Source organism: Butyrivibrio sp. VCD2006, assembly GCF_000423925.1.
Taxonomy (GTDB): domain Bacteria; phylum Bacillota; class Clostridia; order Lachnospirales; family Lachnospiraceae; genus Butyrivibrio.
This window is the reverse complement of sequence record NZ_KE384110.1, coordinates 23,073-34,946: the sequence shown is the minus strand read 5'-3', so window position 1 is coordinate 34,946 and position 11,874 is coordinate 23,073. Positions and strand designations below refer to the sequence as shown.

The following is an 11,874-nucleotide window of genomic DNA, read 5'->3' as shown; positions in this document are numbered from 1 at the left end:
CTCCCCATTTCACTGCTCACTTCCAATTTCTCAGCAGTGATACCATCAAAACTTTCCATTTCACTGCTCAATTCTATCTTTTCAGCAGTGATTTAATCAAAATCTCCCATTTCACTGCTCTCATTCATATTTTCAGCAGTGATTCAACCAAAGCTTCTCATTTCACTGCTCAATTCAATTTTCTCAGCAGTGATTCCGTCAAAACCTCTCATTTCACTGCTCACTTCTATTTCCTCAGCAGTGATTCAATCAAAACTTCCCATTTCACTGCCCAGATCAATTCCCTCAGTTGTGATTCAGCTAAAACTTCTCTCTTCACTGCCTACGCGGCTTCCAGACTGGCAGTTGCTCATAGATCAAGAGCCTGAGGTACTTTCCCAGCCACCCTGCAAAGCAGGGCTTGTCCTTGAGCCTAAATAAATCAGAATGCTAAACCGGAGAGACCGAAGGCAATATCTGCAGTTGCTCATGAGTCAATCGCCTTCGGTAGCTGAAACAAAGCATTCTGATTTATTGGGTCAAGGATGGCGTACAATTATCAAGAATCTCAAAATAATAGCTCCCCGACTAAAACGTGATATGCATCTTTCCAAACAGGCAAAATCCCCGACCATCTTACACTACTTAGAAATGATATCTTCCTTCCATACAGGTAAGAAAATCCATCTTGCACTACTCAGAAAAAATATGCTCCCTTCCAAACAGCCAGGAAAACCATCTTGCACTACTTGGAAGGGAGCACATCTACTTTATTTATCTATATTCTCCTATTTCAATTTTGAAGCTTCTAATTCTCCACTCCTATCTTCCACCTCTATTTATCCTCAGGCCCATAGAAGAATTCATTTATAGCTTTGACAAGCTTGGCCTTTGGCATTGTCTTAAGAAGGTACTTTGTGGGCTTTAAGGCAGCCACAGTAACAACAGCTTCCTTGTCACTCTTGGAGGTAAGGAACATCACCGGAAGATTTGCAAGTTTTTCCTTTTTCCTGATCTCAGTGAGCACCGTCGGGCCATCCATATTTGGCATCATATAGTCAAGCAGCACCAGATCCACATCATTACTTTGAAGGAAATTAAGGGCGATGAGTCCAGAGCTTGCCATATACACTCTGTATCTTACGGAGAGCCAGGTCTTGATCATTCTGAGCATGGTTCCGTCATCATCAACAACGAGAATCTTCTTTTTCTGATCCTCCGATATCTCGTTGCTCTGAACAACTGAGCTAAGCGCATTTGAAAGCTCCTGAACATCCAGCGGGCGAAGATATGTCTCAGTCACCTTAATTACGGAGAGGAATTTTGAGGCATAATCAAGCTCTTCATGGCTTCCGACTTCGTATAGGAAAAAGCGCTCCTTATCTATTGCCTCATCGAGATATTTTAGCGGTTCGATTCCGTTCTTTTCAGGATCGCTCAAATCAAGATCTCCAAGGTACAGCACATAGAGCTGAGGCTTGTTCTCAACACTTAATATGGCCTCCTTGTTAAACTCGCAGTTTACGATCTCAAAGCCATCCTTCTGAAGTCCCCTGGCAATTGCACTTACCATGAAACTCTTTGACGCTCCTATAAGTAGGACTCTTTTATCCATATACCCCTTCCCTTCTATGATTAGTACTAATCTTCAAGCTCAATCCAAAATCTCTAAAAGTCCGTCTCTGTCCACAGCCGACAACAACCGCTTGATCTCTTTGTATGTGCTCTTGAAATCATCGGGCATTCTATAGTCATCCATCATGGATACGACGTCGTCCGCACTGTCAAAATAATTGCCTTCCACAAATTCTCTAAGACTCTTTAGTGCTCCCTTTAATTCCTCCGGCTCTATGAGAGGCTTATTCAAGTCTTCCTCGGTTTCACCGGAAGCCTCATCAATAAGAGCTTTGAGATAATAGCTATATGCTCTGTAACTCTCAAGAAGCTCTGGAGTTCTTCTTTCTATTTCATCCTTGTCCCTCTTATTGCCACACTGTTCAAGATAGGCGGCAAGGTTTGACAACTCCATGGCTCCTATAACTCTTGCAGAGCTCTTCAGTCCATGAACATAGGTTGTATAGTTATCGTAATCCTCAAATTTCCATGCATCCTCAATGGATTTGGAATTAGATTCGATAGCAAGGGCAAAATCGGTAGCGACATTTTTAAGAGCCGCAGGTCCTCCGCAGTTTTTGGCTCCGGTCTCGTAGTCGATTCCTTCAACATTTGTCATGACTCCGATGGCGGCAAGGTCCTCTGCTCCTATTTCCTCGGACTCTATTACGGAATTAAATTCCTCATCATCAGGTCTTATTATGAGATCACTTGGAAGTGTCTTTAGAATTGTATCTTCAAGTCTTGCCGAATCAACAGGCTTTGGAATATAACCCGCAAAGCCTTCCTTAAAGTACATTTCCCTTGCGCCGCTTATAACATTTGCTGTAAGTGCATATACAGGAACATCCTTGTTCAGATTTTCATCAAGATCCTTCATCGCCTTGAAGGTCTCGATTCCATCCATCTTAGGCATTCTGTGATCCATGAAAATAATGTCATATTTATTCTCGCAGACCTTTTCAAGAGCTTCAAACCCGCTTTCTGCAGTATCCACCTTTATCTGAGTCTGCTTGAGAAGTCCCTGGATAACAGTCAGATTGGCGAGGGTGTCATCGACTACAAGTATCCTGGCATCAGGAGCGTGGAAGCTCTCATGATATGTATCCTGTCCAAGCAGCGTCTCCTCATAGGTGGCTGCAAAGTCCCCGATAGGACTCCAGTTGAGAACCTTTTGTTTTACCGCGAAGGAAAAATCGCTTCCTTTTCCATATTCACTGCTGACAAGAAGTCTCGAATCCATAAGAGCAAGTAATTGCTTTACTATATTCATTCCAAGCCCGGTGCCCTCTATGGTTCTGTTTCTGCTCTCCTCTATGCGCTCGAAGGGTGCAAAGAGCTTATCCATATCCTCTTTGCGGATTCCTATTCCGGTATCCTTAACCCTGAACCTTAAGGAGATATTTTCATCATCAATTTTCTTATGATCAATGATTATGGTAACACTGCCCTCAGAAGTATATTTTATGGCATTTGTTATCACATTCATTGCACACTGCTTAATACGGATCTCATCACCGAAAAGGATACATGGTATCTCAGTTGAGATGTCGGTCTTAAGCTCCAGGTTCTTCCCCTGCATTCTCATGTGTGCCGTATTTATAAGGTCATTAACCATAGAGCTGAGGTCGTACTCAACAGGAATGATTTCCGTTTTACCCGCTTCAATCCTAGAAAAATCAAGAATGTCGTTAACAAGTCCAAGGAGAAGTTTTCCTGAACTGTTTACATTGGAAGCATACTTGATTATCTCAGGGTCCTTACTCTCCCTGAGAATCATCTCATTGAATCCAAGCATAGCATTTATTGGCGTTCTGATCTCATGTGACATACTTGAGAGGAAGTTGTTCTTCGCCTCATTCGCCATCTGCTGCGCCCTGAGCTCATCTGCAAGAGTTCGCTGCGCCTGGATCATCTTTATGTAACCCACCATGGTCTCTGCCGTCTTTGTAAAAGTCGAGTACATATACTCGATCTCATCATCCGTGTGAATATTAAGACGCCTTAATCTGTCCAGATTTTCATCAAGGCCCTTGGCCCCCAGGTCATAAAATGACTGGGCCGAATCGGCAAGCCTCATGATCGGTCGCGTTATCCTGAACTGTGCGTATTGATTGATAATAACGCTCATGGGAATTACAACTATCAGAATCAAAAGTATCAGCTTTGTATCAAATATCAGAGTGTCATTATTAAAACTCATATTGATGTAGCCGCTCTGTTTTACTGATTCTATCTGACTTACAACCTGCTCAAGAGCTATGATATTTGTTATGCTTGCCCAATCAGCATTTGTCGTTATCTCCTGAACTTCCTGATTTATCTGTCCTTCCATGGACTGTTTCATATTCGGGATCAAAGTGTTGGCATAAACCGCTGCAGCAACGCCAAGTGCTACCGCCTGAATTGAAATGATAGCGGACACCGTCATGCTAAGCTTTGACTTTCTGATATCAGCCATTTTTCTTGCAAGCTCATTGACATCTGTCCTGTAATAAATTCCGCTGAAAAACATCGCCTTTATCTTATTGGGAGCCTGTCCCAAAACAATATAGATTATAGCGACGGCAACAAAAGCCTCGGGAAGCTCATTGATGAAATACCAAAAGGATCTGTCGGGCATGAATTCCCTAAAGCCTCTTCCTGCAAGTATTCCAAGAATGCCACCCCATATGCTCCCATAAAAGAACATATAGAACAGCATTACAAGAAAAGCTTTTCGCTTTTTAGAAAACATACCTGTCATTGAGAAATAATGTGTGATTGATGCACCGGCAATATAAACACCTGTGGTGAATGCAAGCTCTTTGTTGACACCCGTCTTGATGGCAAAAAGAACAAAGCAGGATACAACCGCAGGTGTAACGCCTTCGAATGCAGCCAGAACAATAAGTGGTGAAAACTTGAACAAGTACACTGAAAAATACTGAATAGCTGTCAGTTCTTCACCATTGTCTATATGAATGTTGTTTTTAACTGTAAGAATCGTTGTAATGCAAAAGAGAATGACCACAACGATATGTCTGATGTAAAAATCCCGCTCTCGTTCTCGTTTCATGCCGGAAACCTCTGAGATGTTCACTTCTCTGAATATTTAATCGCTGTCCCCTTACCTGCATTTTTAGCCATGCAAAGCGCCATATCAGCTTTGCGGTATAGATCGTGATATCCCCTTCCCTGCTCAGGATGAATTACATATCCTGCTGAAACAGTGAAGGTAATCTTATCATCGTGATACCTGACTCCGAAAACATTGTCGCACAGCTCGGTAATTCTATCCTCTGTGTTAGTAACCAGGATATTTTCAAGGAAAACAAGGAACTCATCCTGGTCGATATGGCATACAATTCCATCCCGTCCGAAGGTATCATCGAGCCTTGCCGAGATTCTCCTTAGCACCTCGTCTCCAGCAAAGCTTCCATACTTATCATTGATATCCTTGAAGTTATCAACATCTATCATTATCATCGCAGACTTACCGCTCTGATGTCTGTAGAGTCTGTTTCTGATGAGCGGAACCGCTGTGTGTCTGTTATAGAGACCGGTAAGCGCATCACGCTCAGCCATCTGTCTTACAAGGTCCTTGGACCTCTTAAATTCGTCAATGTCAAAAGAGAGGAAATAGGCGATGATATCACCATGATCCTCCATTACCTGATATATGGTATGCGTCCATCTGGGCGCCATTTTTATATCCACGATTCTGTGGAATTCAATCTCATCAAAAGTAATGCCACTGTGATATGCAAGGATTAATCTATCCTTACTGAAAAAGTCGGAAACATTTCTCTTCTCTTCCTGAATAACAGTGTTTTCAACTATATCGTCTATCATCTGCTGGTAGGATTCCAGCCTGCGATATGCCTTATCAAGGAGCTTGCGCTTTCCGCTGAGATAAACTCTCTGAAGACTATCCTGCGTAAGATTTGCAACTATGAAAAATGAATGCTTCTGGAACTGTGAATATGAGTTGTACTCCAAAAGTGACACAAAGCCTCTAGCAGCCAGCGTCAGATATACCGGAGATTCCGCCATGAAGCGCTCATCCTCGATAGTACCTATCCTATCCATCTCTTCCTCTTCAGGCTCTTCATCCTTCAGCTCAACGATGGTTTTGTTCCGATCAAGAGCAGCCTCTTCCTCAAGGAGCACACTCCTGGAAGGTCTTATCTCCTCCTTGAACTCATCGAGATAATCCATGCATTCGGATTTATTCATAGGGCGTCCAAAGAAATACCCCTGAGCCTTTTCACAGCCCACGCGTTTAAGGAAATCCCATGCCTCCATGGTTTCAACACCCTCTGCAAGGGTCTGGATTCCGATCTCCTCAGCCATGTTAATTACATTTTCCCAGATTGCCATCTCCTTGGGATTGGAGCCGAAATTCTGCAAAAACTTCATATCGAACTTAAGGACATCAAACTCGTAGTCCTTCAAAAGATTAAGTGATGAATAGCCGCTTCCGAAATCGTCCATCCATACCTGATAGCCACCGCGCCTGAACTTGTCTATTGTTCCTTTTAGGACATCCTGATTATCGTCAAGGGCGCTCTCGGTAACCTCGATATGAATGAGATTTTTCGGAATCTTGTTCGTATGTACAGCATCGTTTACAAGGCGGTACATGTCCTTTTGATGAAAATCCGTGCGAGAAAGATTAATCGATACAGGCTGAGGCTGATAGCCCTGATCCATGTATTCTCTGATATCCTCGCAGACCTGTTTTATCACAAAGGCATCCAGTTTATAGATAAGATGCGCATCCTCTAAGAGCGGTATGAAAACGCCAGGCATAAGAAAGCCGTGGACAGGATCATCCCAACGGGCAAGTGCCTCAAATCCGCATACTCTTCCTGTTATAACACGCACAACAGGCTGATAGTACACGCGAAGGTAACCATTCAAAACCGCCTCATTTATGTGATGGATAATATAGTGAGCCAGATCAAGCTGATTACCCAGTTCTTTATCGTAATACCTAAAAGCATTATCATATTTGGTCTTGATACTGTTGCAGGCAATTCTTGCTCTGTCACAGGCAACACTGATATCAGTATCATCGGGCTCAAGCTCATAGATACCCGCATGGAGCTCCACGCCCGCATCGGGATTATAGTTTACAACCCTTCTTCTTAGGTCATCTATTCTTGATTCAAGACTGTTAAAATATGAAAGCGCAACAAAATGGTCGTCAGAGAATCTGGCCACCATTAGTTCCGGAAAAATCTTCTCAATATGCTTCGCCATGTTTTGAAGGAAGCGGTCCCCCGCTTCAAAACCATATCGCGAATTGTAGCTTTTAAAATTCTGTACATCAAAATAAATGATGGCAAACTCACGCTCTGTCTTTGTGCGATCATCCATCAGCTTCTGTGCATTTTTTCTAAAAGAATACAGATTTGGCAGTCCTGTTAACTGATCAATCTCTTCATTCTTAAGCATATACGCCTCTCAGGTTAATATCAGACCTGCCTCAGGGCATAGTACTGATTATTTTTATTAATTATTACAGGAGCATTGATAAATGCTTCATCCCCAATGTAGCACCTGTCTTTTTCTTCATCACAGGTGAATTTCCTTCCATCAGGATCTTTTTCCATAACTGCTTCGAGTGCCTGACTTAGAGTCTCATCAGGCTTACATAGATAAATGTTCATATTCTCCTCCATACATAAACATCATACAACGAAAAAGCGCCTTTTTGAGTGTTTTTATGTTTTTTTAAGACTATTTAAACTATTCCTTTACAATCCATCAAAAATATCACAAAATAGGTTTATTGTGTTTTTTGGAGGTATGTAATGAGTATTAAAAAAAGTATCGTTCGTTACTGTAAACAACCGGGATTCCTGGAGAAATTTAAGGTCATGGCTCTTGGCGTTTTCTTCATGGGTTTCTTTTTATCATTTCTGATTGAAGTGAATCTTGGTACCGATCCATGTACCTTTATGAATGTGACTATTTCCGAAAAGCTGGGAATCCTTTTTGGAACCTGGCAGCTTTTACTGAATGCAGTTCTTTTTGTATTTGTTCTTCTTTTCGACCGTCATCAGATAGGTCCAGGAACGATTGCAAATATGGTTTTTATAGGATACATTTCCGATTTTTGCAGATGGATCTGGAAAAGAACCATCCCCGAATTTGTTTTTAAGGAAGAACCTTACAGGGTACTTATTTTCGCGGTGGCACTTTTATGTTTCGTCATCACCGCATCTCTTTATATGAACGCAGATATGGGTGTTTCTCCCTATGATGCTATGCCGAATATCTTAAGTGAGCGCATATTCAAGGATGTGCCCTTCAAATTTGTGAGAATCGGTTTCGATGGCTTAGTTGTACTTATCGGTGTACTTTTAGGCGGAAGAATTGAGCCCTGCACAATTCTCATGGTCTTCCTTCTTGGTCCCACAATTACAACTGTGGGCGGCTTCCTGCATCAGAGAGTGTTCAGCGTGGTGTAAACTTTGGGTAATCATGACGGCGTAAAAAAATGGACGTTCAGCATCATGCCAACCAATGCAGCAATTACCACTGATTTTTAAGAATATCGCCCTTTAAATATAGATTTCCTTTGATGTTTTCTCGTATTGGCGAGAGCTGTCCTTCTTTAACCATGTAAGATAGATTCTGCCTTGAACATTCCAGAAGTTCGCAACTTTCAGTGGTGTCTAATAGATTCTTTTTCACGAATAACATGAAGTCATTTTTAGTAAGTGGAATTTCCGCTCCAGCTGCATAAAGGTCGTTCCTGTCAATGTCTATAGAATCGTTGAAGGTGATAAAGTATCCACCGGTCCCAACCTTGCATGAATCAAATAACCTCTTGTTATTCAGAACTTTATCTATGTTGTCGAGCTTAGCCAGCTTTTTCATATCAACCTTCTTTACAGAATTATCTTCAAAAAAGCATAGTATGTTTGAATCATCAAGTACTACACAATCCGTGAGATTAGTGTTTCTTCTCTTTTGTGCGAACTCCGGAAGTTCATGGATTTTCCTTACGTAAAGACTATCTTGTGAACATCTTCCATGTGAAAGCTCTAAAAACTTCATCTCATCATAAGACTTTAATTTATGGTTTGCCAAAATAGAGTTTATATTCTGCCTTCCACTTGGTATTATGCGCGCTTTAACCCACATCAGGCTGAACTCTCGTGAGATGGTAAAAATTCCCTTTTTCACATGATTCATAAAAAGGAGTGGTGCAGACCATTCATCAAGATAGTCCTGAAGCTCTATAATGAACGAGTGCTCTTTTTCATAATAGATCAGAGTCCCAATAGACATATTGTTCTCTTCATCAACTATTTCAAAGTATTTCATACGTCATTACCTTTTTATTTGACGTGCGTCAAATAAAAAGGCAGCCCATCAAAGGCTGCCTCGTACTTTTTCATTATTCATAATCACTCAGATACATTTTCATTTGAGTCTGAGGTATTATCTGTCTCTTCGGATGTCTTCTCTTCTTCTTTTGCTTCGGAATTAGCGCTCTCTGAGGAATTCTCGTCAGTGGTTTTGTTTTCTTCATCCTTCTCCTCAGTGTTCTTTTTGTCTGTGAGGTCCTCGGAGATGATAAGCTTAATATCCTCAGCTGTGGGGTTCTCAAGCTTAGCGATTCTGCGGGCCTGGTTGGTTACGATTTCCTCGAAGAGGTTACGTATTTCGCGGGCGTTAGCAAAGTTCTCAAGCCTTGTAAGCTTTCTTGTGCTTATCATCTGACGGATGTGCTTCTTTGCTTCCTCCTCCACTTCGTACTCGTACTTTTTGAGATTCATGTTGAATATCTCTTCAAGCTCATCCACGGAGTAATCCGGGAACTCAATGTACTTGTTGAAGCGGGACTTCAGTCCGGGATTGGAGTTTATAAATTTCTCCATGGGATCTGTATATCCTGCAACGATAACAACGAGATCATCTCTGTGATCCTCCATAGCCTTGAGGATTGTATCAATTGCCTCCTGGCCGAATGCATCATTTTCCTGTGAAAGTGAGTATGCTTCGTCTATGAAAAGTACTCCGCCAAGAGCCTGGTTGATTTTTTCCTGGGTCTTAAGCGCGGTCTGTCCAACGTATCCCGCTACAAGTCCGGAGCGGTCAACTTCCACGAGCTGCCCCTTGGAAAGGACACCAATTTGCTTATATATTCTTGAGATAATACGTGCAACAGTAGTTTTTCCTGTTCCGGGATTACCTGTAAATACAAGGTGCAGTGATACGGGTACTGACTTCATACCCTCATCTTTTCTGAGCTTCTGGACCTTCGCAAAATCTGTAAGCTCTTTTACATCGTGCTTGATTGATGCAAGTCCGATGAGCTCATTGAGATCATCCATGGGATCGGTCTCGGGTTCTTCCGGCTTTTGCTCCTCAGGCTTTACCTGATCGCCTGTTGCAGTAGCTGTCGGTGCGGGCGTAGGAGGAACCGGTTTGTTTATATTATTGAAAAGGTTCCTTGCCTCTTCAAGGGCTTCGTTTGCATCCTGATATTTACGTGTCTTTTCTTCCAACGCATCATCAAGATGAGAGTTGTTCTCTTCGCTGCCCTGCTTCTTATTTCCCACGCGGCGGGTCATGTCCGCCAGAATATTTTTATCCTCAGGGTACTTGGGACCTATTGGATCATTACCCTCTTTTAATTTGTCAAAATCCCTGCTTACTTTTCTTCTGATGCTCTCTTCCTGCTTAGGATCATCAAATACCGGAGGTTTACCGTCCCCGCCGGACCCCGGTCCAAAAAAGTCCTTGTAAATATCCCCCATGAAATCGTCTGTCATTGTATCATCGCTCCTCTTTTTTTCATCAAAGTAATAATTGCTCCCCCCATGTAAAAATTTTACTGGTACCACTCGGATACATCACATCTGTTTGCAACGCCGAAGCCTGTTGCACTTGATGTATACTGCCATGCAAACTTTCCACCCTGGTATCCGCAGTATCCGCGATAATCTGCAACCCAGAGAGGACATGAAATCTGGCTCATATCAAGATTGTTTTCGAACCACCATGTGGAAGAATAAACGCCACCGGTTACACCTCTGTTATTAAGCTGCTGAACTGCAGCTCTTACAGCTGATGTTCTCTGAGCCTTATTGAGGTTATCGGATCTTCCTCTGCCTGTTCCGCTGCTCTCTACATCGATAAATACGGGCATTGATATGTTAAGTCCGCTTATGGTATTGGCAATCCAGTTACCTTCCTCTGCACCTTCAGCTTCATTGGTTGCTGTGGTCCAGAAATAGAAGGAGTAAGGAATACCATATTGCTGACAGTTGTAAACATTGCTTCTGAACTTGGTGTCTTCAACGATATTGCCTGTCTCATATCCGCGATAACCAACACGGATGATAACACCGTCACACTTCTGTTTAAGTGTTGACCAGTCATTTACTGTATTGTGACTTGAAATATCTACAAGTTTTCCTGTTCTGTATGTAAGTGAAGCTCCATAACCACCATTGTTACTATCAGCAGGTGCATTGGGGTTAATTACCTTCACCTTGCAGTATGCTGTCTTGTTGTTTGAACCTGCCTTGCAGTAAATCTGACATTCGCCATATCCCTCTATAGTAACAAGTCCTCTCTCATTTACAGTAGCAACAGAATCATTGGTTGTTCCCCAGCGAACAGGTACAGCCTCGTACTTTTTAGGCTTTACCTTTGCTGTAAGCTGAAAAGTCTCGTCCTCAATATCTTCTGTCTTTATCTTTTTATTCTTGATATTGAGTTTTATACTGCTGACCTTTACGGTCTTAGCTACGTTAAGATGAAGAACGAACTTGGTTCCATCCTTTTTATTGGTGATAGTGATATCACATTTACCCGCCTTAAGTGTAGTTACCACACCCTTTGTAGTAACCTTGGCAACTTTCTTATTTGAACTCTTGAATTTGAATTGTGATTTATTTTTAGATGTTTTGATCTCGGTGCCGTATCTGGTAGCCGCAATGGAGAACATCATTCCCGTCATGACACGAACTGTCTCTGACTGGGGCTCCACCTCAGCATTGCCATCAGTAACCGAAGGATTAAGAATTAAATCCAGCGGACTTGTCTGAGTGGGTTTAACCCTCTCAATTGTTATTCGTTTTGTATAGGTACCGGGATAATTGACCTTAGCAGCACTCGCATTAATAGAAGGTACTGCCGTAAAAAGTAAAGTAGCAGACAAAAGGCCTGCTAAGAATTTCTTAGATAGTCTCATAAACTCCTCCATATAAAACTAAACATCATACCTCATAAGATTATATCATAAAAAACGGCCACCTAGACAAAAATCTA

General features: G+C 42.1%; 9 protein-coding genes. 2 read left to right on the top strand and 7 right to left on the bottom strand.

Going from position 1 to position 11,874, the window contains the following annotated elements; translation table 11 throughout:
- On the top strand, nucleotides 1-368 hold a 368-nt coding region (locus G586_RS26830), incomplete at its 5' end, for a hypothetical protein (RefSeq protein ID WP_035773839.1).
- Nucleotides 369-814: 446 nt separating this feature from the next.
- Here G586_RS26830 and G586_RS0120455 read toward each other — a convergent pair.
- The 4 genes from G586_RS0120455 to G586_RS0120440 are packed head-to-tail and all read right to left on the bottom strand — an operon-like array spanning nucleotide 815 to nucleotide 7,250.
- Nucleotides 815-1,594 (bottom strand): response regulator, encoded by a 780-nt coding sequence (locus tag G586_RS0120455; RefSeq protein ID WP_026529188.1) that lies wholly within the window; start codon nucleotides 1,592-1,594, stop codon nucleotides 815-817.
- A 39-nt stretch (nucleotides 1,595-1,633) separates the two neighbouring features.
- Complete coding sequence (locus G586_RS25465) at nucleotides 1,634-4,651, bottom strand: hybrid sensor histidine kinase/response regulator (RefSeq protein ID WP_155834318.1); 3,018 nt, start codon at nucleotides 4,649-4,651, stop codon at nucleotides 1,634-1,636.
- Between the two features lie 20 nt (nucleotides 4,652-4,671).
- Complete coding sequence (locus G586_RS25460) at nucleotides 4,672-7,035, bottom strand: EAL domain-containing protein (protein WP_051204986.1); 2,364 nt, start codon at nucleotides 7,033-7,035, stop codon at nucleotides 4,672-4,674.
- Between the two features lie 20 nt (nucleotides 7,036-7,055).
- A complete protein-coding gene (locus G586_RS0120440) occupies nucleotides 7,056-7,250 on the bottom strand; it encodes a hypothetical protein (RefSeq protein ID WP_026529187.1) in 195 nt (64 codons plus the stop codon).
- A gap of 144 nt (nucleotides 7,251-7,394) precedes the next feature.
- Between G586_RS0120440 and G586_RS0120435 the strand changes: the two genes are divergently transcribed.
- Nucleotides 7,395-8,054, top strand: coding sequence for a YczE/YyaS/YitT family protein (locus G586_RS0120435; RefSeq protein WP_051204985.1), 660 nt, complete (start codon nucleotides 7,395-7,397; stop codon nucleotides 8,052-8,054).
- 64 nt (nucleotides 8,055-8,118) lie between these two features.
- On the opposite strand, the gene G586_RS25455 is transcribed toward G586_RS0120435, so the two are convergent.
- The 3 genes from G586_RS25455 to G586_RS0120415 all read right to left on the bottom strand — a co-directional run bounded on the left by G586_RS25455 (nucleotide 8,119) and on the right by G586_RS0120415 (nucleotide 11,797).
- Entirely contained in the window at nucleotides 8,119-8,916 is a 798-nt protein-coding gene (locus tag G586_RS25455) for a DUF2442 domain-containing protein (RefSeq protein WP_051204984.1), read from the bottom strand.
- 83 nt (nucleotides 8,917-8,999) lie between these two features.
- Complete coding sequence (locus tag G586_RS24275; RefSeq protein WP_242832077.1) at nucleotides 9,000-10,370, bottom strand: AAA family ATPase; 1,371 nt, start codon at nucleotides 10,368-10,370, stop codon at nucleotides 9,000-9,002.
- Between the two features lie 59 nt (nucleotides 10,371-10,429).
- Nucleotides 10,430-11,797, bottom strand: a complete 1,368-nt coding sequence (locus tag G586_RS0120415; protein ID WP_026529185.1) for a GH25 family lysozyme — start codon at nucleotides 11,795-11,797, stop codon at nucleotides 10,430-10,432.
- Between the last annotated feature and the right edge of the window lie 77 nt (nucleotides 11,798-11,874).